Consider the following 24,361-nt stretch of genomic DNA (forward strand, 5'->3'; position numbering starts at 1 on the left):
TTACTCCTTATGTCGAGATATATCAGCACCTATTTTTTGTAATTTTCCTTCTAAATCTTCATATCCTCTATCAAGATGATAAATTCTATGTATATTTGTTTCCCCTTTTGTAACAAGTGCAGCTAATACAAGTGCTGATGATGCTCTTAAATCCGTTGCCATAACATCAGTTCCACTCAATCCTCCACTTTTACCATTTATTGTAGCAATATTCCCATTTAATTGAATATCAGCTCCCATTCTTAAAAGTTCACTAACATGCATAAATCTATTTTCAAATAGTCTTTCATCAATTGTACTTGTTCCTTCTGCTTGAGTTGCAAGTGCCATAAATTGTGCTTGCATATCTGTTGGAAAACCTGGATATTCTGTTGTAATAATATTCACTGGTAAGATTTTTGATGTTGGAAAAATTGTTAATTCATCTTCTTTTATCTCAATCTCAAAATTCATCTCTTCAAGTTTTGAAATAACAGCTTCGATATGAGCTGGAATAATATTTTTAATAGTCAATTTTTGATTTGTAATAGCTGCTGCACACATATATGTTCCAGCTTCTATTCTATCTGGTATTACAGAAAACTCCTTTATATCTAAAAGCTTTCCTCCTGTTCCCTCTATTACTATTTTTGAGCTCCCTATTCCTTCAATCTTCACACCAGCACTTTGAATTACTTCGCAAAGTTGTACTATTTCAGGCTCTTTTGCTGCATTTATTATTGTAGTTATTCCACTTGCTAAAGCAGCTGCCATAACTGTATTTTCTGTACCACCAACAGTTACTTTATCAAAAACAATTTTTGCACCTTTTAATCCATTTGGTGCACTTGCTTTTATATAACCTTGACAAATTTCTATTTCTGCACCTAAAGCTTCCATAGCTTTTAAATGTAAATCAACTGGTCTTTGCCCAATAGCACAACCACCTGGAAGTGAAACTTCACAATGACCAAATCTAGCAAGAAGTGGTCCTAAAACTAAAATAGATGCTCTCATAGTTTTTACAATATCATAAGTTGCTTTTGTATTATTTATAGTGCTTGTATCTATTTTCACACAATAGCTATTTTTTTCAAAACTTCCACCTAACATTTTTATAAGTTTCAAAAAAGTATTAATATCTGCAACATTTGGAAGATTATTTATAATAGTTTCATTTTTTGCCAAAATTGTACTAGCAATTAAAGGCAATGCTGCATTTTTTGCTCCTGAAATTGATATTTCACCACTTAATTCTTTGTTTCCAATAATTTTTAAATAATCCATAAATTTCCTAACTAACTTTTACTAAAATAACAACTATTTTATCTAAAACTTACTTTAAATTACTATTTTGATATACTTTTGGATTATAAATATTAATTAATAAGGATTTTATTTTTGGAAGAAAATGTAAAAAAAGGTGTACAATATATGCTTATTGCATCTTTTTTATTTGCACTAATGGGAATTGCAGCAAAAGAGCTTAGTGACCATTTAAGCACAATTGAAATAGTTTTTTTTAGGAATGTTTTTGGAGTTTTTATCATACTTTTTTCTATTTACAAATCTCCTTTAAATCAGATTGGTGGAAAGTTTTGGCTACTTATTTTTAGAGGAACTGTTGGTTTTGCAGCTTTACTTTTCTTTTTTTATAATATTGCAAATATTCCTTTGGGAGAAGCTATGACTTTTTCAAAAACTTCTACAATTTTCACTGCTTTATTGGCTTACTTTTTTTTAAAAGAGCATATAGGATTTAAAGGCTGGATTGGAGTATTTATAGGATTTATTGGTATTTTGTTTATTGCTGAATTTGATGGAAGCACACTTAAAAAAACCGATTATTTAGGTATTTTATCAGGAGTTGGAGCAGCACTTGCATATACTTCAATAAGAGAGCTAAGAAAATTTTATGATGGAAGAGCAATAGTTTTATCATTTATGGCAGTTGGTACAATATTTCCACTTATTTTTATGATAATTAGTGAGTTCTACTCAAATCCTAATTTAGATTTTATGTTAGGAAAATTTATTATGCCAAATCCAGATGAGTGGATTATAATAATTTTACTTGGACTATTTTCAACTTATGCACAAATTTATATGACAAAAGCATATGCTAGTGCAAAAGCTGGAATTGTAGGAACAGTTTCATATAGTAATATAATCTTTTCAATCTTTTTAGGATTATTAATGGGTGATGCTTTTCCATCTTTTATAGTACTTTTTGGTATAATCTTGATTATTCTTAGTGGATTAATGGTAAGTAAAAAATAGATTAGTTCAAGGCTTTGTTCTCAAAGCCATTTAGATTTTGCTACTTTTAGGATTTTTTATAAATTTCAATAAAAAGTAGTTTCACACAATATGGTTCCTTTTATTTAATTGGAACCAATTAAATAAAAGGAAGATATATTATGCTAACAGTTATGACAGGACCTTGTGTTTTAGAAGATATGGATACAGTTTTAAAGATTGCAGAGAAGTTAAGACCTTTGAGTGAAGATAAAAGAGTTGATTTTTATTTTAAAGCTAGTTTTGACAAAGCAAATAGAACAAGCCTAAGCTCATTTCGAGGTCCAGGGCTTGATGAAGGTTTAAAAATATTTGAAAAAATCAAAAAAGAGTTTGGGTACAAAGTAGTTACAGATATTCACGAATCATATCAAGCAGCTCCTGCTGGAGAGATTATGGATATTTTACAAATTCCTGCTTTTTTATGTAGACAAACCGATTTACTTGTAGCTGCTGCTAAAACTCCTGCAAAAATAAATATAAAAAAAGGTCAATTTTTAGCAGCTGATGCTATGAAACATCCTGTTGAAAAAGTATTAAACACAAGAGGAGTAAATGAAGTAAGTTATGAAAGCAGTAAAGAAGCTGGTGTTTGGCTTTGTGAAAGAGGAAATACTTTTGGATATGGTGCTTTGGTTGTAGATATGAGAAACTTACTACTTCTTAAACAATATGCTCCTGTGATTTTTGATGCAACACATAGTGTTCAAATTCCAAGCACTGGTGGAACAACTGGGGGAAATAGCTCTTTTGTACCATATATGGCAAGAGCGGCTGCTAGTGTTGGAGTTGATGGATTTTTCTTTGAAACGCATATTGACCCAAAAGTTGCAAAAAGTGATGGTCCAAATATGCTTCATATTGATCAACTTTATAAAACAATGAATGAAATTTTTGCTATTAAAGAGGCTTTAGGAAACTAAAGCTTCTTTACAATCTACTCTCAAATCCCCATTTGATATAATATTGATTTTGCCGTTAATTTATCCATCTTAGTTTTAATCTACTCTCAAATCCCCATTTGATATAATAAATTTTTAATATTTGAATAAATTGAAGCGTTTTAATCTACTCTCAAATCCCCATTTGATATAATTGATAATTCTAGTATTTGACTCATATCCTAGTTTTAATCTACTCTCAAATCCCCATTTGATATAATATTTTTACACTTGTATACATTGCATTTAGTGTTTTAATCTACTCTCAAATCCCCATTTGATATAATGTATATAAGCTGTTATAACTGCACTCGTACGTTTTAATCTACTCTCAAATCCCCATTTGATATAATTGACTTGAAATATATGAGCTAAAGAATAAAGTTTTAATCTACTCTCAAATCCCCATTTGATATAATTTCAGCATATCCATAGTTAGATGGCAACCAGTTTTAATCTACTCTCAAATCCCCATTTGATATAATACTATAAGTGAATTATCAAGATAAAACTCTGTTTTAATCTACTCTCAAATCCCCATTTGATATAATAGATTGATGATACAATAGAACTACAAACAGGTTTTAATCTACTCTCAAATCCCCATTTGATATAATAAATGGATTGATTTTTCAGGATTAGTTTCTGTTTTAATCTACTCTCAAATCCCCATTTGATATAATTTATTTGCTCTACATCTTCAATTTTATAATGTTTTAATCTACTCTCAAATCCCCATTTGATATAATAATCCAAGGTACGAAGATGATATTGTCTATGTTTTAATCTACTCTCAAATCCCCATTTGATATAATAGCGAGTCGGGTTTCCAATATAACTATGAGTTTTAATCTACTCTCAAATCCCCATTTGATATAATATTTTTCAAGATTTATAATTTCTCCATCTAGTTTTAATCTACTCTCAAATCCCCATTTGATATAATTCGGTCTTATTGGTTCGCCTATATAGTAAGTTTTAATCTACTCTCAAATCCCCATTTGATATAATAATTAGCCGTGAAATTCACAAATAAACAAGTTTTAATCTACTCTCAAATCCCCATTTGATATAATTTCTTGAAGTAATTATTTCAACTGCTCCTGGTTTTAATCTACTCTCAAATCCCCATTTGATATAATACAGTTACTAATATTCCTTTTTTAACCAAGTTTTAATCTACTCTCAAATCCCCATTTGATATAATTTAGTCTGGGTTGTTCCCCTCTCGACAATGGTTTTAATCTACTCTCAAATCCCCATTTGATATAATTTAATATCTGCTCCACTATGAACAGGCTCTGTTTTAATCTACTCTCAAATCCCCATTTGATATAATAGTTTTGTAAAAAATGGATATATGAGTCATGTTTTAATCTACTCTCAAATCCCCATTTGATATAATTCTTCTGTACTAACTAATTCTAAAAACTCTGTTTTAATCTACTCTCAAATCCCCATTTGATATAATAGATGGGGAATTGGAGTTGAATTATATAATGTTTTAATCTACTCTCAAATCCCCATTTGATATAATTGGTCTCTAGGTGGGTTATAAACTAGGTATGTTTTAATCTACTCTCAAATCCCCATTTGATATAATCGTATTCTTTTTCTGTTCCATCATCTTCATGTTTTAATCTACTCTCAAATCCCCATTTGATATAATTAAGCTCTTGACCTTGTCGCACATCATCTAGTTTTAATCTACTCTCAAATCCCCATTTGATATAATAAAGGTGAAAAGCATTATAAAACCAAAAGTGTTTTAATCTACTCTCAAATCCCCATTTGATATAATACTCTTTAATCTTAGTGCATCTTGAACAGAGTTTTAATCTACTCTCAAATCCCCATTTGATATAATAGAGTAGGCAAAAACCCTGTAATACAGGGTTTTATAAAGTTTTTACACTAAAAAATAAGCACTGTTTGAGTCTGTTTTTCTACTTTTTTTTCAGGTTTTTTGCGATAATTTTCTATAATAATCATATTTTTATATTGTGCTTCTGTTACTTTTAATACTCTTATTGAACCTTTTGTTGGTGCAATTTCTTTGATTTTTCTCTCATATTTTTGTGCTGTTTCTAAACTGTTACAAAATCTCACATAAATAGAGAATTGAAACATTATAAACCCCATCTCTAGAAGTTTTTTTCTAAATTTTGTATATTTTTTAATATCACCTTTTGTATCTGTTGGCATATCAAACATTGCAAAGAGTACCATTTTTCTATACCTACTTATCTCTTCTTTTTTTTGCTTTTTCATAATCTAAAAAGCTTTAAATCTTCAACTTTACCCAAACATATACTTTGATAGTTTGCAACTATTTGTTTCATGCAATATGATATTTGAACTCGTTGATTATCATATATTACTATCTCATCTAAAAGTTTTAAAAGTTCAACTTTTATAGCACTTGTTAGTTCTGTATCTTTGTTTATCTTTCTTTTTACAAAAAGGTCTATTATTGGTCTAAATGGTTCTATTAAATCATCTGCAAGATTAAAAGCATTTAGTTCACTACTATGATGTATTCCAAAAGCTGGATTTAATCCATAGGCTATTAAATACCTGCAAATAGAACTTCTAAAAACTGTATATCCAAAATTTAAAGCTGAATTTCTTCCATCTAATAAACTATTTCTTGAAAAATCACTATCAAAAAGTTCTTTAAAATAGTATGCAGCTGCTACTGCTTCTATATGCTCTTTATCATTTGATTTTACTCTTGGAAGTAAACTATCAAGATAATTCTCTTTTATACTAAATATTTTTAAAACTTTTGATTGGTTTTCTACTTTTGAGTAAACTATCTTTTGCCAAATTTGATTTAGTTTTGGTTTACTTAAAAGAACTTGTGCTTTTTGTATTTTTGTTGTTCGGCTATTTTTATTTATTCCTAATAAAATTGAACTAGGCATAAATTTTTCATCACAAAATATCACACTAATATCTGATTTTGAAAGCTGAGCTAAAAGGGCTGTTGTAATAGTTGTATGATAATTTTCTACTAAAATGGTATCTATATCATCTAGACAAGCTGTATTTTCACTATCTTCTGTTTTTATTTTGATTAAATTGTTTGTGTAGCTTAAGTAGGCTTTATTTTTTATATAGAGTTTTTGAAAAGACATTTTATAAACTCCTAAAAAAGAGTTTATAAAATTTTTGCGGGACTAAATCGTCCCTTGTTTTAATCAGACTATCAAATCCCCATTTGATATGGAGAAATTTTAGCTTAGTTTTTCTTAAACTCTTCATAAGAAATCTCCCCAAAGAAATTTATTTTTACTAGTTTTACAATAGTAGTTTCATTTATTGTAACCTTTTTTGTAGAAATTTTTTCTTCTTTTCCTTTTTTATTAACTTTTGTTACAGACTTTAAATTTATAAATTCTAAAACTACTGTATGATTTGTTGCAGTAACATCTCCACCACCATTAAAAACAAAATACTCTTTTGTACGATTTTTTAAATCACTTACCTCTAAAATATCATTTTTTGAAATAGTAATTTTATCTTCAAAGTTTTTTATAAGTGATACTTTTTTTTCATTTATTTTTGGCAATATATTGCTTTTAATAGATGAAAAATAGTTTAGTCCAATTACTTGCCCTTTTTCTGTGTTGTATAAATCTACACTTAGAGTATTGTCATTTAGTTTTGCTACAAATGGAGTTTTACTCTCTTTTAAACTTTCATAAACTTCTTTATCAAGCCTTTGTACTCTATTATTTTGTTTTTTATCTGTTATTATTATACTATCAGCTTTTGTTACAGAGTTTGTTTTTAATTTTAGACTTCTTACTATTTGTTTTTTGGCATCTTTTGTTAAAAAATAACAAGGCGTTTCCATCTCTTTTAAAAGTTCTTTTTGATTTATTTTAAGAGTTTCTATTTTTTCTTTTATTGCTAAACTCTCTTGCATATCAATAGCTTTTTTATCTCTCGGAAGCTTATTTTCCTCTTGTTTTATCTCATCTTTTATTACATTTATTCTAGCTCTTGTTTCCAATAATCTTTTTTCATAATCTTCTAAAGCTTTTTTTATATTATTTTGTTTTGGAAATTCTAGTCTATTTTTTATAGTTTCAAATATTTTTTTTACTTCATCATCTTTTAAATCTTTTCCAAAATTATTTAGTAATAAATTTTTATTTATATCTATTTTATCTATTTGAGCAAAGTTATTTAATTCTTCATCCCAAATAAGTTTAATATTTCCATCTTTGAACCCTCTTATATTTTCTCTTTTTTTCATAAAAGGACAAATATATAATTCATTTTTTTCATATTTTTCAACTTTATCTTTTACAAATTCAAATAAAGATTTACCATCTTTTGAAATAGGGAATCTTGTTTTTAATTTTTCTAAAATAGCTTTTGTTTTAAAATGATTCTCTTTTTGTTTGAAAAAATCATTTAAAGCTTTTTTTGAAGAGTTGTTTAAAAGTGATATTACAATAGCATCTATTGTATGATGATAGTTTGTTTGTCTATCTTTTTTACCATCTTCATTTGTAGGCTGTGCTTCGTGTATTCCCCAAAGTTTTTTTAGTTCACTTATTGCTTTTCCTGTAACTCTTATTACTTTATCATTTGATTCACCCTTTCCATGTTCATTTTGTTTTGGAAATAAATAGTGTTCAAGATAATTTGCAACAATTTTAGTAGCACTTCTAGTATCATTTAAAAATCTATCTTCTAATTTTTCATCATTATAAATTTTTTCAATATTCGATTCATCAATCAACCAATTTTTTTTGTCTTTGCTTATTATGTATTCATTTACACGACCTTGAAAATTTTCCCACTCTCCAATAGATTTTAAGAATAAAACTGGATTTTGATTTGATTTGTTTTGATTAAATTTTTTTAGAACTAAAATCTTATTTTTATAGCTATCTATCCAAATTTTACTTCTTGGAATAAAATGCTCTATTTCTGTAATATTTTCATCCAAGGCATCTTCTAAAGTTAAATTTTCTCCACTATAAAGACATCTTGATTTTTGTTCTTTTAAAAGTCTTGCTCTTAAAATATTTTTTGAACTAATCTCTTTATTCATACTTTCAAGTAATTTTTCTGCTTCTTTTTTATCTTTATTGCTCTGTTCTTGTGATTTTTTAATTTTTTCTTCATCTTTTTTTGAGTTTAACTCTCTTGCTGTTTCAATAACAATCTTATCTATTTTTCCATATCTTTTTATTAATTCATTTATTAATCTTCTTAAAATAGATATTACTCTTTTTACATTAGGACTAACAAGTGGTTGATAAAATAGCTCTTGAGGATTAAAATTTGGAATTTTATTTTTGAGAAATTTAATATCTTCATTATTTGGATTTAATGGTGGAAGATAATCATAAGCTTTAATATTTGTATATTTTTTAAAATATCCAAGTTCTGTGAGACTATCTTGATAGCTAATACCTTTTATCATCTTTTCTAAAATTTCATTTATAAACTTTAATGAAAAAGAGATATAAGAACTAGAATTCTTGTTTATGTTTGCAATTTTTTCTATTTGTTCATTTGTTAATATTTTTTCTTTATCTATTTTTATAATCTCTGTTATAATTTGTTCTTTACTTACATAGTAGTGTAAAACTTCAAGTAATTTTGAATAAAAATCTTCATTTTTTACAATCATTTCATAGCTAATTATTTCTAAAATAGCTTTATATGTTGTTATATCCTGAACTGTATCATCTTGTTTATCTGAAGTTTTTATCTCTAAATCTTTAAGTCCTGCATTTTTAAATATATTTTTTGTAGTAATTTTTTGAACATTTGGAGTTTCTAGCCAAAATTTTATAGTAGTTTCAATATCTTCTTTTAAAAGAGAAACAAATTCACCTGTTTCTTTATTTATTATCAAATTTCCTAAAATAGAGTTTTCGATTCTTTGTCTTAAAATAAATTCAATAGCTTTTATATGTGCATTTACAACTCTTTTTTGTTTATTCTCGTGATATAAATTATAAAAACTACAATAACCAACCATATCCTCAACACTTTTTAAATCTCTTTGCTCAAATACTCCTAAAGAATTTTCATTTACACCATTTAGAAGCTTATCTTTAAACTTTTCAAAAGTTTCTAAATCTTTAAATAACTCTTTGTTGTTTTTTTGACTATCACAAAGTTTTTCTAACTCTTCTTGCCAAAGTTTTCTATCTAATGAGTTATTGTAATTGTCTTTTTTATTTCTTATAGCAACATTTATAAAACCATCTTTTTCTAAATTCTCTTTTTTTGCTGTTAAAACTTTTGATGGTAAAACAAAGTTACTATTTTTATAAATATTTTTATTGTTTTGTATTGCACTATTTATCTTTTCGCTCTCTTTTGCTTCTTTATCATCATCTTGTGTAGCAAAAAGATTTGTGTATCCTCTTCTTGAAACTATTGTATAAAGAGAAAAAGTAAATTCTTCTTTTGTTAATTTTTTACCTTTTACGGCTTCTTCTCTTATAGTATATGGTTCTTTACAAAGTTTAGTAAGATTATTAAAATACTCTATAGGATTCTTTATTATTTCTTTTGTAGCTAAATTAAAACTTACTAACAGCTTTCTAGTGTTCTCTTTTCTTCTACTCGTTCTTTCGTTTCTTCTTCTACCACTTCTAAAATTTCTTCTATCTTCAGCATTCATATACTCACTAAAAATTATACTATTTGAAGATAGTTCATTAAAAATTACAATTCCATCCTTTTCTTCTATTTCGTTTAATGCAAAACCTATGCTATTTGTTCCTAAATCCAAACCTAAAACTTTTTCCATGTTCCTTGCCTTTGTAAAATTTTAAATATCTTTAAGTTTACAATATTAAAACTTATTTGTAATTTTAATCCTAAATAAATCTCAAACTAACTATTAAGCCCTTTTTTTGTATAATAACCCTTATTTTAAATAAGATTTGGAGAACAATATGAGAATAATAGAGGGAGCTTTAAGGCTAAGAGGAAACGAAAAAGTAGCAATAATAAATGGAAGATTTAACCATATAATAACTGATAGATTAGTAGAAGGTGCAAAAGATGCCTTTGTAAGACACGGTGGTATTGCTTCAAATTTAGATTTAATCTTAGTTCCAGGAGCATTTGAGATTCCTTTTGCTCTTGAAAAAGCACTTGCAAGTGGAAAATACGATGCTATTTGTTGTGTTGGTGCAGTTATAAGAGGTGCGACACCTCATTTTGATTATATTAGTGCAGAAGCTACAAAAGGTATTGCAACAGTTGCTTTAAAATATGGAAAACCTGTTTCAAATGGTGTTTTAACAACAGATACAATAGAACAAGCAATAGAAAGAGCTGGTTCAAAAGTTGGAAACAAAGGTGCTGAAGCAATGGTTACAATCATTGAAATGCTAGATTTATATAGCGAAATGGAAAAATAATTTGGCAACAAGAACACAAGCAAGAGAGTCAGTAATTGGTCTTCTATATGCATATGATTTAGGTAATGAAGAGATTGTAAAATTTGTTGATGATATTTTAGAAGAAAAAAAGATTAGAAATAAACAAAAAGAGTTTGCATTAAACCTTTTTAATGGAACTATAAGAAATATAGCTACAATTGATGAAGAGATTATAAAATATCTTACTCAAGGTACTTTGGAAGATGTAGGAAGTGTTGAAAAATCTATTTTAAGACTTGCTATTAATGAAATTTTATTTGAGAATCTATCAAAAGCAATTGTTATAAATGAAGCAATAGAACTTGCAAAGAAACTTGCAAGTGATGGTGCACCAAAGTTTATAAATGCGATTTTAGACCAAATAAAAAAGAGTTAAGATGAGTAATAATATGAAACTTTGTGTATCTTTGGATTTAGAAAGTTCTAGTGAAAATCTAGCTTTAGTTGAAAAAATAAAAGATTTTGATGTATGGATTAAAGTTGGTTTTAGAACTTATTTAAGAGATGGTAAAAAGTTTTTAGAAGATATAAAAGCAATAAATCCAAACTTTAAAATTTTTCTTGATTTAAAATTATATGATATTCCAAATACAATGGCAGATGCTGCAGAAGACATTTCTAAATTTGGTTTAGTTGATATGTTTAATGTTCATGCAAGTGCTGGTTTTGAAGCTATGCAAACAGTTATGAATAGAATCAAAGATATCCCAAATAGACCTTTAGTTTTAGCAGTTACTGCTCTTACTTCATTCGATAATGAAAGTTTTAAAAAAATCTATGGAGAAAATATTGATTTAAAAGCAAGAGAGTTTGCTAAAACAACTTTTGAGGCTGGTCTTGATGGTGTTGTTTGCTCTGCTTTTGAAAGTTTAGACATTAAAAACAATACTTCAAAAGAGTTTATAACTCTTTGTCCAGGTATTCGTCCTTTTGGAGAAGATAGTGGCGATCAAAAAAGAGTTGCTGATATAAATTTTTCAAAAGAAAACTTGGTTGATTTTATTGTTGTAGGAAGACCTATTTATAAAAATGATTTTCCTCAAAATATTGTTAAGAAAATTATAGATAATTTATAGAATTTTAAATATAAATGCTTAACTCAAGGCTTTCTTAAGCCTTATTTAAGGCTTAAGAAACTATAATTTCCGTCCAATTTAACTGGTAACTAACTAATTGTAAACGGACAGTTGGGTGAGTGGCTGAAACCACCTCCCTGCTAAGGAGACGTACTGGCAACGGTACCGAGGGTTCAAATCCCTCACTGTCCGCCACTTGTGGGTCGTTAGCTCAGCTGGTTAGAGCACTCGGCTCATAACCGAGTGGTCGAAGGTTCGAGTCCTTCACGACCCACCACGATTTTATCGAGCTTCTTGCTTGATTTAAGCTTTCATTTTTTTATATCTTTATACCCCATTTCTACCCATATAATATTTTATGTTTACAATATATTTATTAGCTCTTCTGTATTTCTTTATTTTACATAATAGTATTTACTTATTTAGCAGGGTAAAAAGTGCCATTTTATGGTGGCTACAGAGTTCTATCTGCAACTTTTTTATAAGATAATGCAACTTTTTTATAAGCTTTTTTACTCCAAATGCAACTTTTTTATAAGATAATGCAACTTTTTTATAAGCTAAATTGAGTCAAATATTTTCTTATCTAGCTCTTTGTTTATCTCTTGTAGATCACTATCAAAATTTAAAGTGCCTTGTAGATATTTTTGATAAAGCTTTTGTTCATATTTCAAACGATCTTTTATATTTTTAGTTCTAGTAAGGATTCTTTTTATTTGCACTTGAGCTATTTGTCTATGCTTAGTAGAACTTTGAAGATTTTTTTTCTTTAAATCTGTAAAATCTTTTTTTATTCTCTCGCTATTTTTAGTTATAGTGATTACTAAGCTTTTAACAGCTCTATTTACTTTAATCTCTTCATATTCAAAGTAGATATCAGATTTTTCTTTTAATTCGTTTTTAGCCACTTCTAAAACTTTCTCTTTAAAACGATTATAAATTTTATAACTTTTTTGTATCTCAAATTTTTTCTTCTTGTAGTTATAAACACTTGTAAACTTTTCTAATAACTCATCTAAATTTATTTCAATAATCCTAAATTTTGAGTTTTTATAAGTATCGTAAAGACTAATATTGTACTCTATCCACTCATAAAATTTAAGCGTATAAACACTCTCAAATTTGTTATATTGCTCTAGCTTGAGCTTTGTAAAATTGTTTTTAAGTTGTAAATAGTGTGGCTTTAAAGAGCTATGAAAACTAAACTCTAAAATATCATTTGCTTTATCAAGTCTAAAATGACTTAAAAAAGTGGTGTACTCTTCTACTTTTTCACTATTTTCTAAGCAAATTATTGTTGTAAGAAGTTGTTTTAAACTCTCACTTAACCATTTTAAATTAGTTCTCTCAATTTCTAAAAAGTTTAGAAGAGTTGGAACTCTTATACTATAAGTAAAAAAGTCATCATCATAAACATTTATAAGACTACTTAAAAATGCTAAAAATCTAGATTGAATTAAAGTAATATTATATTTACTATTTATTAGATTGTTTGATTTGTATATCAAATCTTTACTCTCTTTTTCGCTTATATACACTATTTCCATTTTAAAATCTTATATCTCTACATAGTTTTTACTTCATTTGAAACTATAAAATCAGCAATAGAAGATTTTGGATACAAAATCCTTCTTTTACCTAGTATTAAATAAGAGGGTCCAAAGCCCTCCCTTCTCCACGCTTCTAACTGAGCTTTTGTAATATTTAAATATTTTTCTAACTCTCTTGTATTTAACCAAGTTTTATTTTTTGTTTCAAGCTCGTCAAGCTCTTTTAAAATTTGTTGTTTTATCTCTTCAATATTCATTTTTATTTCTCCTTTTTTATTAATTTATGCAAGTAAATGTAAGTTTATGTAACATTTGATATACTAATCATTGATTATTTTGTTTTAACAATGTGATTTAAAAGAACAAATAGGTACATAACTTAGGCTAAAATGTCCTATTGATAAAATAATAGGCTATTATATCTTATTCTATGCTTAAAATGTCTTATTAAATATCGATAAAGGTTTTTAATGGAAATTAATTATATTTTTGAAAAATTATTTAACTATTTTAATGTCTCAACCATAAGAGAATTAAGCGAAAAAATAAATATAAGTGAATCAACAATTTCAAAATGGAAACAAAGAAATTCAATAAATGCAATAAAAAAGAAATGCCGTGAACTTGGTATTTATAATCAAATATTTGGAGATAGTTATATTTCTTTTTCTCAAAATGGAGCAAATTCAACTCAAATTAAAACTCAAAATAATCAAAAAGATGTATTTAATAGCAGTTCTATAAATAAAAATATAAATATAAATATTGATGATGAGTTCTTACCTTTATTTCAAGCTTTATCAAGTGTAGCAATTGCATTAAATAAAAAAGAGCAGCTAAAAGAAAAACTTAAAGATTTAATATCAAAGTTACCTATTTTATGAGTAAAGAAAAATATACTCAAAATGGACCCAATTCAACTCAGATTAGAACTCAAAACAATAATTATTACAGCTATAATACTTTTAATAAGCCTTTAAAAAACTTTAAAGAACAAATACCTGTAATAAAAATATATTTTATAAATAAAGAAAATTTAATAAATCATACTGCCTTATTGATTTCATTTTTATTATTAATAGCTTATTTTTATACTTTTTTAGGATCTATACTAACTATTTTTATTACAATTATTTCATCTTTTATATATTATCTTTTATATAAAAAAGCAAAAAATAATAATTCAGGATATTTAGAAATCAAAGATAAATCAATAATAGTTAATTTTGATAAAAAATGTGAAAATATTGAACTAAAATTTACAGAAATTAGATCTTTTTTACTAGAAAAAACTATGTATGGTTATCAATTTTTCATATATTTAGAAGATGCTATAAAACCTAAAACTCAATTTAAAACTACTGATATTCATACTGCTTTAGCGATAGAAGAATTATTAAAGTATAAAATTATGGAAAGTATTGAAAAATAATAAAAACTTAAATATTTTCTCTATTCAAACTATAAATAAGAGTATTTAAATTTTAATTTAGATATCATTTTAGGTACTATATAAGGGAAATGCATCATATGAAAAAAGAATTTACACAAAAAGTAGTATATATTTTAACTGAGTCATTTTTACCAGTTATATTTTGGTTTGGCTTATTTGGTATATTTATAATATCAATAGATGAGTCTACTATGAATGGTATAAGAGATTTTCAAATTCCTAATTATATAGATACTTTATTAAAAAATAACATTCTAGAGTTTGTTGCTGTTATTTATATTTTGTATGTTGTAAAAGACTTCAAAGACTCAAAAAATAACGTTTAAATTTTATAATTTTAATGTAAAATATAAATAAAAAAGCTTCTGTAAGTTTTGTATTTTCATCACACAATTTTAATAAATCATTATTATCAAAGACATTTAGGTCATTTTTGAGTTCATTGAATTTATCAATAGTTCTATTTGCTAAATCATTTTTTAATTGTTTTAACTTTAAATGTAGAAAACTACACCTCAAAAAAGTACAAATATAAAATTTTGAACGGTCTAATTTTTTATGCTTGAAATAATTAAAATACCACTCAACTATTAATTTTTATGAGTTTATAATTTCATTTAATTTATTCCAAACACTTTAAGCATTACATACTTTGAAACACTAAGAGATGAGAGTTTTGCTTTTTTTGTAATTTCATCTTTTTGCTCTTTTGTAAGATATATTACAATTTGTTCTTGTTTTAGTTCATCTTTCTGTAGTTTTGGTCTACCTTTTGGGTTTAAAACTTTTTTAGTTTGACCTCTACCAGAGTTTACAAATTCATCTAACTCATTTACACTATTTTGAGTATTTTTATCTTCTACAAAAGCGAAAGACTTTTTTTCATTTTTCTTAAATATTGATTCTTTCATTTTACAACCTTTATTCTATTTGTAATATACAATTATATTAATATTAATTTATTAGTAAATAAATACTAATTAACTATTTACATATTCAACTAATTCATCAAAGAAACTATTAAAATCTTGATAAGCTTTTGATTTTTCATCAAGGAATTCTAAAATACCTAAACCATTAGAAAAAGAGTTTTTATATGCTTCTCTTTCATAAATTACACTTTCACAAAGTTTTATATCTTCAAGATTTTTATCTTTTATATATTGTTTTAAATCTTCTATCTTTTTATTTAAAAATGGATTTGGACTAGCTTTTGAAATAGTAATAAGTGCTTTAGCATTTGGATTAAAAGCTTTAGCTTGATTAAATAGATTTATCATTTTATTTAAAACAGCAATATCTAAATCACTTGGAAGTGTTGGAATAATTACTAAATCACTAATTGCTAAAGCTTGTCTCATCTCTTCACTATCTCTTCCTCCTGTATCAATCACAATAGAAGAGTATTTATTTTGTAAACTTTTTACTTCTTTACCTAAACTACTTCCAAATTTAGAAACAGTATTAAAAATAAGATCAATATTTTCATTAGCTCTAATGTTTGTAAATACTTCAATACTTCTTTGAGGATCTGCATCAATCAGTAAAGTATCTTCTTTTAAGAGTCCAAGTTTTACTGCAATGTTTAAAGCAATTGTAGTTTTTCCACTACCACCTTTTTCATTACAAACTGAAATTATCATTTTAATTCCTTAATATTTTAATATTAAATTATATATAAAATGATATTAATTTACTATTAGATTAATAGTTATTTATTAGTAGATTTATACTATAATAATCGTACATATGTTATCTACTTACGCTACTAGTACTTAAGCCTTTCATCAATAATCCATAAACAATATCAGCTAATCCTTCTCTAACTTTGTCTTTACTTAGAACTTGAGTTGCCATATTTTGATGAACATCTAAACTCTCAATAACTGCATCATTTAAAGCTATTTCAAAACCACCAAGCATTGCTTGTTCTTTTGTGTTATTAATAACTTGTTGAACTACCTTGTCATTTTCTTTCATCTTATTTGATATTGTTCTGGCATAACCTAAAACATCATCTTGTGTAAAATCACCCTCAAATAATGAGTTCATTTTCTCTACAACTTTTGATAAAAACTCTTTTTCTGGATCTCTTGCAACGGCTGTTCCCTGCTCTCCACCATTTTTTAGTTCTTCTTCACCTTCAAGCTTTATAGATACTTCTTTTTGTTTATGTAGCTTATAGTGTGTTAGTTCTATTTGTGAAATATCAATATCATTTTTACTAATTTCAAGTGTTTTTAGATTTGGAATTAACCCTTTTACAAATGCCCATAATTTTTCTAATTCAACATCATCATAATCAACAATTTGAGATAAGAACTCATATAATCTTGTAAAAGTCACTAAATCTTTTTTAAATAAATCTAAAGTTGCTTTTGTCTCATTTTCATCTTTTAACTCTAATTCTAAATTATGAATACCTCTTTCATCTTTGTTATCTTTAGCTATTTGCAGTGCTTCTTGCAAATAAGCTATTTGTTTTACACTTTCAAGGTATTTTGTTTTAAATTTATCAACAGCAGGTTTTAAAGCACTACTCATCGCAGCTTGTGTACCTTTTGGGTTAAAAAATGCTTGAGCATAGTTTTCTACATTACTATTTGTAAAAATAGTATTTGATTCAATTTTAGCTTGCAAAGTATATATATGATTTGGATCTGTTACATCATCAATACTTGTTGATTTATAATATGGTTCAAATGCAGCTTTTATATCTTCAATTTCATTTACAAAATCAATTACAAATGTTTGATCTTTTCCTGCATAAGTTCTATTTAGTCTTGATAGTGTTTGAACGCAATCAACACCACCTAGTTTTTTATCTACATACATAGCACAAAGTTTTGGTTGATCAAACCCTGTTTGAAATTTATTTGCTACAATCATCACTTGATACTCATTTGTATCAAATGCTTTTCGCATATCTCTACCTTTTAAATTAGGATTTGTATTAGATTCTGTGTACTCTTTTTCAATACCTTCAAAATCATCTTTTACAGTTCCTGAAAAAGCAACCATAGCTTGTATATTTTCTAAATTATTTTGTTTTATATATTTATCAAAAGCATCTTTATATCTAATTGCACTTTGTCTACTTGAAGTTACAACCATAGCTTTTGCTTGATTATCTAGCAAATGAGCAACTTTGTGTCTAAAATGTTCTATTATAATCTCTGTTTTTTGAGCAATATTATGAGGATGAATATTCATCCATTTAGATATTTTTATTTTAGCTTTTTTACTCTCTACTTCTTCATCTTTGTTTTTATTTGCATGTTCTAGTTTATAGTACATTTTATAAGTTGTATAACCTTTAAGTACATCTAAAATAAACCCTTCTTCAATAGCTTGTCTCATTGTATATAAATGAAATGCTTTTGGTTTATTATCTGTTGAAGGTGCTTTTGTACAATCTGGTAATACTCCAAACATTTCAAGAGTTTTTGGTTTTGGAGTGGCTGTAAATGCAAAGAAACTAAGGTTTTTATTATTTCCTTTTGCCTCTAGAGATGCTGTTATTACATCTTCTGCACTAAGCTCAACACCCTCCTCTATTTGTTCAGAGTTTAAAACCTCTTTTAATTTTTTAGCTGTGCTTCCACTTTGACTTGAATGTGCTTCATCTGCGATAATTGCATATTTATTATCTTTTAAAGTTGTTGTTTGTTGAATTGCGTCTAATACAAATGGAAAAGTTTGTATAGTTGTAATAATTATTTTTGCACCTCTTTCAAGGGCATTTGTTAGTTGAATAGATTTTGATTCATTTGAACCTTCCCTACTAATTCCTACAACTACTCCATCTTTATGCTCAAAGCTTGAAATTGTCTCTTGTAATTGATTATCTAAAACTGTTCTATCAGTAATTACTATAACAGAGTTAAAAACAGGTTCACCAATACTATTATGTAAAGATGATAGCTGATGAGAAAGCCAAGCAATTGAGTTTGATTTTCCACTTCCTGCACTATGTTGAATTAGATAATTTTTACCAGCTCCATTTATTTTACAATCATATAGAAGTTTACTAACAACATTTAACTGATGATATCTTGGAAAAATCATAGTTTCACTTTTATAAATTCTACCTTTAAAATCCTCTTTATCTTTTACTTCAAGATGAATATATCTAGCAATAATATTTAATAAAGTCTCTTTTTGTAATATCTCTTCCCAAAGGTATGAAGTAGCAAATCCATTTGGATTATGTTCATTTCCAGCACTTCCATCGGCTTTTCCTTTATTAAAAGGTAAAAAGAAAGTTTTTACTCCATCAAGTTTTGTAGTCATATAAACTTCATCACAACTAACAGCAAAATGAACTAAACATCTTTTTTTAAACTCTAAAAGGGGTTCACCTTTTGGGAGTCTATCTGTTTTATATTGCTTAATTGCATCATGAACATTTTGAGTGAAATCTGTTTTAAGTTCAAGTGTAGCAAGTGGAATACCATTTAAAAATAGAACTAAATCTATAGAGCTTTTATCTTCTTTTGAGTAATAGACTTGTCTTACAACTCTAAGTATATTTGCATCATATCTTTTTTGTAAATCAGGATTATCAAGTTCAGGTTTAAACTGACAAAGTTTAAATTTTGAGCCTATATATTTTATCTCTCTTCTTAAAAAATATAAACTTCCTTCTTTATCAAGTTCTTTTGCTACATAATTAGCTAAAACTTCATCAGTTTTTACACCTTCTCTTTTAGCCATCTTTTCATAAGCATCACTTTGAGTATTTTTTATATATGATATTAAATCTTCTGTATATAAAGCTAATTTCTTATCATATCCACTACTCGTACCTTCTATCCAATCTTTAGAAGTTAGATATTCTACTATTTCAGTTTCAAACTTTGATTCTTTGTGTTTATCATGTATGCTCATTTTATTTCCCCTTCTAAATATAGTATTTTAATCATTTAATCCCCCTAGCTTACTTAATTAATACCCCTAGCTCGAGCTTGTAATCCCCCTAGCTTTATAAACTATTTTTGTTTATATCAAAAACAGCTTTAAGTTGCATTTACAAATTATATCGATATAATAACAACCTAACAAACGCCAAACCTCTGTTCGGAAGTATTGCACTGCCGTTTTACGTTTGGTTTTTTTATAACATTCCTTTTAAAATAAATCTCTTTATATTTTCATATTCACTATTTTCCATCTTTATATTTAACATTTTAGAATCATTTGCAACAAAATAATCTTCTTTAAAATTATCAAACAATCTATTTATTTCTTTTTCTTTAAACATTTCAATACTAGTAAAGTTATCTATTCTATCTAACATAAAATATAAAAATAAATATACATCTATAAATTTATGATTATTGATTTCTTTACTAATCTTATTGAAATGACTAGTTCTATTTATACTTCTATAACTTCTATTAAAAACTCTTTCCCCATGTGCTGCTCTATTTCTTATTTCAGCTAAACGATCTAAATATGGTTCAAAATCTATATTTGTATTTGTTACTCTAAATTTAGCTGCAACTTTTTGCAAAATATCAAAATTTTCTATTTTTAAATGCTTGATTATTTTATTTATTGTTCCTAAAGTTGAACTTTCAACTAGATAATGAAAAGGTGGATAATTTATATCACTATGGGTTTTCATCAAGGTTTGATTATTTAAAAAAGATTGATAATTGACTGTATAATCATATTTATTTTTATAGTAAAGCCCATAATGAAGATACGTTTCAGATAAATTTGAATTAAATTCAATATTTTTCCAGTTATTAACAGCACCTTTATTTAATGAGAATTTTTCAATTTCGTTATTTTGTAATATTTTTATAGGTTTATAATTATCTTGGATTAAATAAAAAAATGGATTGTTTTTTTGTGGATGGTTTGCTGGTAATGTTTTTATTTGCTTGTAACAAAGTTCAACTAATATAGTTTTTAGTTTTGTTTCAATACTCAAAGTTAAATCCATAACAACTCGTATTAAATATTTATCAAAAAAATAGACTATCAAAACATCATCAATATAGTAATCATTCATATTGTTTTTAAATGCTCTAACATACCCTTTAAATTTAAAAAGTCCAATATTTGAAACTAACTCTTCTATTTCAATATTACTAAAATAATTGCTTTTTTTTAATCCATCAACATAAATTTGTTGAATATAATTTTTTATACTTCCAATTTTATGAGTATATTTACTCATTCAAATTCCCTAACATCAATTTTACCTGTAACAGCCGCACTTATAAGAGCTGTTCTTTTTTCTTTTAATAGTTCTATTGATTTATTTGATTTTTCTATTAAAGCATCTATTTTTGAGGTTTTTTCATCAAGATAATTTGCAATTTGTTGTTGTTCTTCAATTACTGGAAACCAAATCAAACAATTTTTCAAAATTGCTTGGGTAATACTAAATACTTTAACACCTTTTATAGATAATTGAATCTGAGTTCTAAAAATATTTGAATCAAATATATAAGCAAAAAATCTTGAATTATAATTGTTGATTAATCTTGCTATTACGGTATGATATCCTGCAAAAATTTTACTATCTCCAACAACATGCGTAAAATTACCAGAACCTTTAACATCTTCTGATGTATCAGCAAAAACAAAATCACCTTCACTTAAAAGTGATCTTTTAGAAGTTATTAAATATTCTTTATCTACATATTTTAAACTATCTTTATTTGCATTAACTTGAAATCCATATTTAGAATGAATTTCACCATAATTAACACAAGGGATTCCATCTTCATCAATCAAATTTGCTTTTGTAATATTTAACCCAGTAGAAAAAGAAAATAGAAATCTTAACTTACTAACTTCCCAATGCTCAGGAATCTCGCCCAACCACTCAACTCCACTATCTTTCATAGGTACATTTGGATTTATACCTTTTGTAACTGCATGAGATATAACTGCTTGTCGTTTCTCTTTTAGTAGTTCTATTTGTTTTGTTTGTTTTTCTATCAAAGTATCAATTTTAGCTGTTGCTTTATCTAAAAAATTTGCTATTTGTTGTTGTTCTCGTAAATTTGGTAGCAGTAATTTTAATTCATTTAATTTTTCAAGTCTAAGATTAATTCTAGTAAATCCATTTCCTTGAATACTTAGTAATTTTCTATAAATATTTCCAGAAAGTAAATAATTTAAGAATTTTGGATTAATTAATTTATTAGTTAGCCTAAAACCTTTACAAAAACTATTTAAATATGTATCTTTTAAATCTTCTTCTAATAATGAAGCTTTACCTAAATCATCATAATTTTCAGAACTCATTAAAAAAAATAAATCATTAGCTTTTACTCTATTTTGCTCTTCTTTTTCATCAACAATTACATAACCTAAATTATCAGATTTTATAAAAGTATTATTAGCTATATTTGTAAATGGTATGAATCTTTTACTTTTTAAATTTTCTTCATCTCCAAAGTCTTTTCCTGCTTTTCCTGATAAGCCACCATAGGTATAACCTATAAATTTCAATCTACTTTCATTCCAGTCACTTGGAATCTCGCCCAACCATTCAACCCCACTATCTTTGTAGCTAGGATACTTCTTATACTTCATGAAGTATCTCCAAAATCTCTTTTGTAAGTGTTTCTAACTCTTCATCTATTACAGCTAGTTCTCTTGGTGGTACATACTCATAAAAGTGTCTATTAAATGGTATTTCATATCCTACAATTCCAACTAAACCATCTTTAGCATCTGTTTTAGTTTCATCAATCCAAGCTAGTGGCACATGTGGGATTACCTCTCTTTGGAAGTATTCATTTATATCTTGATTTAATGGTACATTTTCATAATCTCTTAAATCAGGATTTGCTACAAGTTTACCTTTTGAATCTTTAACAAGTTCTGCTTCTTCATCATGTTCGCTTAGGTGTTTTTGTAAAAGTTTTAGATTTGATGCTGTTAATTTTGAAGTAACTTTTTTTGAAATCTCTTTTTCAAATAGTTTTTGACTAGGTATTTTTTCATCCATAGTTTTTAAAGCTTCAAAAATCTCTTTTTGAGTTTCTGCATCTATCTTCTCAAATGCACTATCATTTTTTAGAGCTTCTATTTTAATTTCATCTTTTGTAAAATAGCTTAACTGTAATGGTCTTTCAACTGTGATTCTTCTATATCCAAAATCTCTTGTATTAAATATCTTTGACTCTTTTGAGCTTATAAAATCACCATATGTTCTTACAATCTCGTCAATTTGAATATCATTTAGCTGTTTTCTTTTACTTCCAAGGGATTTTCTCATAGCTTCACCCATAGAAGAAGCATTGATTAGTTGCACTTTATTTTTTCTATGTTCTTCTTTATGATTTGATAAAATCCAAATATATGTAGAAATTCCAGTATTAAAGAACATATCTGTTGGCATTGCAATAATAGCTTCTAGTAAGTCATTTTCTAAAATATATCTTCTAATTTCACTCTCACCACTTCCAGCACCACCTGTAAATAGAGGTGAACCATTTAGAATAATACCAATTCTGCTTCCACCTTCTTCTTTTGGATTCATTTTTGAAATAAGGTGAAGTAAAAATAGAAGTGAACCATCACTAACTCTTGGAAGTCCTGCTCCAAATCTTCCTGCATAACCTTTTTGAGTATGTTCATCTGTAACTATTTTTTGAACTTTTTTCCACTCTACCCCAAAAGGAGGATTTGAAAGCATATAATCAAACTTTTTATTTGCTAGTTGATCATCACTTAGAGTGTTTCCATGTTTTATATTTGAAACATCTTGACCTTTAATCATCATATCAGCTTTACAAATAGCGTATGATTCAGGATTTAACTCTTGCCCAAAAGTAACTAATGTAGCATTTGGATTTAATTCATAGATATATTCACTTCCACTACTTAAAAATCCTCCTGTTCCTGCTGTTGGATCGTATAAGCTTCTTACAACTGCATTTTTTGTTAGAACTTCATCATCTAAAGCAAAAACTAAAGATGTAGTAAGTCTTACAATATCTCTTGGTGTAAAGTGTTCTCCAGCTGTCTCATTTGATGCTTCAGCAAACTTTCTAATAAGCTCTTCAAACATTAACCCCATTTCATGATTTGATACTTTTTCAGGGCTTAAATCAAAGCTAGAGAATTTCTCAACAATCATATATAAAAGATTGTTTTCATTTAATTTATCAAGTTGCTTATCAAACTCATACTTTTCAAAAACTTCTCTTGCATTTGCACTAAAGCTTGTAATATAGCTTTCAAGATTTTCTCTTATGTTGTTAGAATCTGCCATAAGCTTTGATAGAGTATATTTTGAGATATTGTAAAAGCTATTGTTTGATTTTCTAACTAAAAATTGCTCTAATGGTACATTTAGACTTTTTCTAGCTTCATACTCTTCTAAAACAGCATCTCTTGTGGGTTCAAGTACACATTCTAATCTTCTTAAAAGAGTAAACGGAAGAATAATCTTTCCATAATCTGATTGTTTATAATCTCCTCTTAAAAGGTCTGCTGTACTCCATATTAATGCTGAAATGCTCATATTGTTCCTATATTGTGTATTTATGTAAGTTTTTATTTTAGCTAGTTGAAGGTTAAATTTTGATTCAGCCTAATATTTCATTTTTTTATTCTACCCTCCCAAATAATGTACTATAAACTAAAAATCATTTTT

General features: G+C 26.7%; 20 protein-coding genes, 2 tRNA genes and 1 CRISPR repeat array. Of the genes, 10 read left to right on the top strand and 12 right to left on the bottom strand.

From position 1 onward, the window contains the following. A complete protein-coding gene (gene murA / locus ATH_RS05905) occupies positions 1 to 1,266 on the bottom strand; it encodes a UDP-N-acetylglucosamine 1-carboxyvinyltransferase (protein ID WP_066184540.1) in 1,266 nt (421 codons plus the stop codon). A gap of 114 nt (positions 1,267 to 1,380) precedes the next feature. Here murA and ATH_RS05910 point away from each other — a divergent pair, with 114 nt between their 5' ends. Together ATH_RS05910 and kdsA are read left to right on the top strand one after the other, a co-directional pair. Then, positions 1,381 to 2,259 carry a DMT family transporter gene (locus ATH_RS05910; RefSeq protein ID WP_066186830.1) on the top strand — a complete coding sequence of 293 codons (879 nt, stop codon included), beginning with the start codon at positions 1,381 to 1,383 and terminating at the stop codon, positions 2,257 to 2,259. A 140-nt stretch (positions 2,260 to 2,399) separates the two neighbouring features. Further along, on the top strand, positions 2,400 to 3,200 hold the full coding sequence (gene kdsA / locus ATH_RS05915) for a 3-deoxy-8-phosphooctulonate synthase (RefSeq protein ID WP_066184544.1): 801 nt from the start codon (positions 2,400 to 2,402) through the stop codon (positions 3,198 to 3,200). Between the two features lie 6 nt (positions 3,201 to 3,206). Continuing rightward, a CRISPR array of direct repeats spans positions 3,207 to 5,085; the repeat unit is 36 nt; unit sequence GTTTTAATCTACTCTCAAATCCCCATTTGATATAAT. A 47-nt stretch (positions 5,086 to 5,132) separates the two neighbouring features. Here the strand turns inward: kdsA and cas2 are convergent. The 3 genes from cas2 to cas9 all read right to left on the bottom strand — a co-directional run bounded on the left by cas2 (position 5,133) and on the right by cas9 (position 10,011). Next, positions 5,133 to 5,489 (bottom strand): CRISPR-associated endonuclease Cas2, encoded by a 357-nt coding sequence (gene cas2, locus ATH_RS05920; protein ID WP_066184546.1) that lies wholly within the window; start codon positions 5,487 to 5,489, stop codon positions 5,133 to 5,135. Next, the gene (cas1, locus tag ATH_RS05925) at positions 5,486 to 6,358 is read right to left on the bottom strand and encodes a type II CRISPR-associated endonuclease Cas1 (protein WP_066184547.1); all 873 of its coding nucleotides are present in this window, start codon (positions 6,356 to 6,358) and stop codon (positions 5,486 to 5,488) included. Before cas1 ends, cas2 begins: the two co-directional genes overlap by 4 nt. A gap of 104 nt (positions 6,359 to 6,462) precedes the next feature. Further along, positions 6,463 to 10,011 (bottom strand): type II CRISPR RNA-guided endonuclease Cas9, encoded by a 3,549-nt coding sequence (gene cas9 / locus ATH_RS05930; RefSeq protein ID WP_066390315.1) that lies wholly within the window; start codon positions 10,009 to 10,011, stop codon positions 6,463 to 6,465. Between the two features lie 148 nt (positions 10,012 to 10,159). On the opposite strand from cas9, the gene ribH reads away from it, so the two are divergent. The 5 genes from ribH to ATH_RS05955 all read left to right on the top strand — a co-directional run bounded on the left by ribH (position 10,160) and on the right by ATH_RS05955 (position 12,004). Further along, positions 10,160 to 10,630 (top strand): 6,7-dimethyl-8-ribityllumazine synthase, encoded by a 471-nt coding sequence (gene ribH / locus ATH_RS05935; protein ID WP_066184550.1) that lies wholly within the window; start codon positions 10,160 to 10,162, stop codon positions 10,628 to 10,630. Between the two features lies 1 nt (position 10,631). Continuing rightward, positions 10,632 to 11,027 (top strand): transcription antitermination factor NusB, encoded by a 396-nt coding sequence (gene nusB / locus ATH_RS05940; protein ID WP_066184552.1) that lies wholly within the window; start codon positions 10,632 to 10,634, stop codon positions 11,025 to 11,027. Between the two features lies 1 nt (position 11,028). After that, positions 11,029 to 11,727: an orotidine-5'-phosphate decarboxylase gene (pyrF, locus tag ATH_RS05945; protein WP_083190961.1), complete on the top strand. Its 699-nt coding sequence runs from the start codon at positions 11,029 to 11,031 to the stop codon at positions 11,725 to 11,727. A 105-nt stretch (positions 11,728 to 11,832) separates the two neighbouring features. Beyond that, a tRNA-Ser gene (locus ATH_RS05950) sits at positions 11,833 to 11,922 on the top strand. 5 nt (positions 11,923 to 11,927) lie between these two features. Further along, positions 11,928 to 12,004: transfer RNA gene (locus tag ATH_RS05955), tRNA-Ile, on the top strand. Positions 12,005 to 12,287: 283 nt separating this feature from the next. Here ATH_RS05955 and ATH_RS05960 read toward each other — a convergent pair. Beyond that, the gene (locus ATH_RS05960) at positions 12,288 to 13,274 is read right to left on the bottom strand and encodes a replication initiation protein (RefSeq protein ID WP_066390314.1); all 987 of its coding nucleotides are present in this window, start codon (positions 13,272 to 13,274) and stop codon (positions 12,288 to 12,290) included. A gap of 17 nt (positions 13,275 to 13,291) precedes the next feature. Continuing rightward, the gene (locus ATH_RS05965; RefSeq protein ID WP_066390313.1) at positions 13,292 to 13,534 is read right to left on the bottom strand and encodes a helix-turn-helix transcriptional regulator; all 243 of its coding nucleotides are present in this window, start codon (positions 13,532 to 13,534) and stop codon (positions 13,292 to 13,294) included. A gap of 213 nt (positions 13,535 to 13,747) precedes the next feature. On the opposite strand from ATH_RS05965, the gene ATH_RS05970 reads away from it, so the two are divergent. The 3 genes from ATH_RS05970 (at position 13,748) to ATH_RS05980 (ending at position 15,056) form a co-directional block, all read left to right on the top strand. Next, positions 13,748 to 14,161, top strand: coding sequence for a helix-turn-helix domain-containing protein (locus ATH_RS05970; protein ID WP_066390312.1), 414 nt, complete (start codon positions 13,748 to 13,750; stop codon positions 14,159 to 14,161). Next, positions 14,158 to 14,709 carry a hypothetical protein gene (locus tag ATH_RS05975; protein ID WP_066390307.1) on the top strand — a complete coding sequence of 184 codons (552 nt, stop codon included), beginning with the start codon at positions 14,158 to 14,160 and terminating at the stop codon, positions 14,707 to 14,709. The genes ATH_RS05970 and ATH_RS05975 overlap by 4 nt, the downstream gene beginning before the upstream one ends. Before the next feature lie 98 nt (positions 14,710 to 14,807). Then, a complete protein-coding gene (locus ATH_RS05980) occupies positions 14,808 to 15,056 on the top strand; it encodes a hypothetical protein (protein ID WP_066390305.1) in 249 nt (82 codons plus the stop codon). Between the two features lie 291 nt (positions 15,057 to 15,347). Here the strand turns inward: ATH_RS05980 and ATH_RS05985 are convergent, their stop codons facing one another. From ATH_RS05985 to ATH_RS06010, 6 genes are all read right to left on the bottom strand, one after another. Then, positions 15,348 to 15,641, bottom strand: coding sequence for a plasmid mobilization protein (locus ATH_RS05985; RefSeq protein WP_066390304.1), 294 nt, complete (start codon positions 15,639 to 15,641; stop codon positions 15,348 to 15,350). 69 nt (positions 15,642 to 15,710) lie between these two features. Further along, on the bottom strand, positions 15,711 to 16,373 hold the full coding sequence (locus ATH_RS05990) for an AAA family ATPase (RefSeq protein ID WP_066390302.1): 663 nt from the start codon (positions 16,371 to 16,373) through the stop codon (positions 15,711 to 15,713). A 109-nt stretch (positions 16,374 to 16,482) separates the two neighbouring features. Continuing rightward, entirely contained in the window at positions 16,483 to 19,620 is a 3,138-nt protein-coding gene (locus ATH_RS05995) for a type I restriction endonuclease subunit R (protein ID WP_066390300.1), read from the bottom strand. A gap of 226 nt (positions 19,621 to 19,846) precedes the next feature. Beyond that, positions 19,847 to 20,920, bottom strand: a complete 1,074-nt coding sequence (locus ATH_RS06000) for an Abi family protein (protein WP_066390299.1) — start codon at positions 20,918 to 20,920, stop codon at positions 19,847 to 19,849. After that, on the bottom strand, positions 20,917 to 22,290 hold the full coding sequence (locus ATH_RS06005) for a restriction endonuclease subunit S (protein WP_066390298.1): 1,374 nt from the start codon (positions 22,288 to 22,290) through the stop codon (positions 20,917 to 20,919). Before ATH_RS06005 ends, ATH_RS06000 begins: the two co-directional genes overlap by 4 nt. After that, complete coding sequence (locus tag ATH_RS06010) at positions 22,280 to 24,229, bottom strand: type I restriction-modification system subunit M (protein ID WP_066390297.1); 1,950 nt, start codon at positions 24,227 to 24,229, stop codon at positions 22,280 to 22,282. Before ATH_RS06010 ends, ATH_RS06005 begins: the two co-directional genes overlap by 11 nt. Positions 24,230 to 24,361: the final 132 nt, after the last annotated feature.

The organism is Aliarcobacter thereius LMG 24486, assembly GCF_004214815.1.
GTDB lineage: Bacteria > Campylobacterota > Campylobacteria > Campylobacterales > Arcobacteraceae > Aliarcobacter > Aliarcobacter thereius.

Bases quoted from the DNA above. Each gene is read 5' to 3' on its own strand.
- ATH_RS05980 (WP_066390305.1), top strand. From the start codon at position 14,808: ATGAAAAAAGAATTTACACAAAAAGTAGTATATATTTTAACTGAGTCA.
- ATH_RS05990 (WP_066390302.1), bottom strand. From the start codon at position 16,373: ATGATAATTTCAGTTTGTAATGAAAAAGGTGGTAGTGGAAAAACTACA.
- ATH_RS05975 (WP_066390307.1), top strand. From the start codon at position 14,158: ATGAGTAAAGAAAAATATACTCAAAATGGACCCAATTCAACTCAGATT.
- ribH (WP_066184550.1), top strand. From the start codon at position 10,160: ATGAGAATAATAGAGGGAGCTTTAAGGCTAAGAGGAAACGAAAAAGTA.
- pyrF (WP_083190961.1), top strand. From the start codon at position 11,029: ATGAGTAATAATATGAAACTTTGTGTATCTTTGGATTTAGAAAGTTCT.
- ATH_RS05985 (WP_066390304.1), bottom strand. From the start codon at position 15,641: ATGAAAGAATCAATATTTAAGAAAAATGAAAAAAAGTCTTTCGCTTTT.
- ATH_RS06005 (WP_066390298.1), bottom strand. From the start codon at position 22,290: ATGAAGTATAAGAAGTATCCTAGCTACAAAGATAGTGGGGTTGAATGG.
- ATH_RS05995 (WP_066390300.1), bottom strand. From the start codon at position 19,620: ATGAGCATACATGATAAACACAAAGAATCAAAGTTTGAAACTGAAATA.
- murA (WP_066184540.1), bottom strand. From the start codon at position 1,266: ATGGATTATTTAAAAATTATTGGAAACAAAGAATTAAGTGGTGAAATA.
- ATH_RS06010 (WP_066390297.1), bottom strand. From the start codon at position 24,229: ATGAGCATTTCAGCATTAATATGGAGTACAGCAGACCTTTTAAGAGGA.
- cas2 (WP_066184546.1), bottom strand. From the start codon at position 5,489: ATGAAAAAGCAAAAAAAAGAAGAGATAAGTAGGTATAGAAAAATGGTA.
- cas1 (WP_066184547.1), bottom strand. From the start codon at position 6,358: ATGTCTTTTCAAAAACTCTATATAAAAAATAAAGCCTACTTAAGCTAC.
- kdsA (WP_066184544.1), top strand. From the start codon at position 2,400: ATGCTAACAGTTATGACAGGACCTTGTGTTTTAGAAGATATGGATACA.
- ATH_RS05970 (WP_066390312.1), top strand. From the start codon at position 13,748: ATGGAAATTAATTATATTTTTGAAAAATTATTTAACTATTTTAATGTC.
- ATH_RS05965 (WP_066390313.1), bottom strand. From the start codon at position 13,534: ATGAATATTGAAGAGATAAAACAACAAATTTTAAAAGAGCTTGACGAG.
- ATH_RS05960 (WP_066390314.1), bottom strand. From the start codon at position 13,274: ATGGAAATAGTGTATATAAGCGAAAAAGAGAGTAAAGATTTGATATAC.
- cas9 (WP_066390315.1), bottom strand. From the start codon at position 10,011: ATGGAAAAAGTTTTAGGTTTGGATTTAGGAACAAATAGCATAGGTTTT.
- ATH_RS06000 (WP_066390299.1), bottom strand. From the start codon at position 20,920: ATGAGTAAATATACTCATAAAATTGGAAGTATAAAAAATTATATTCAA.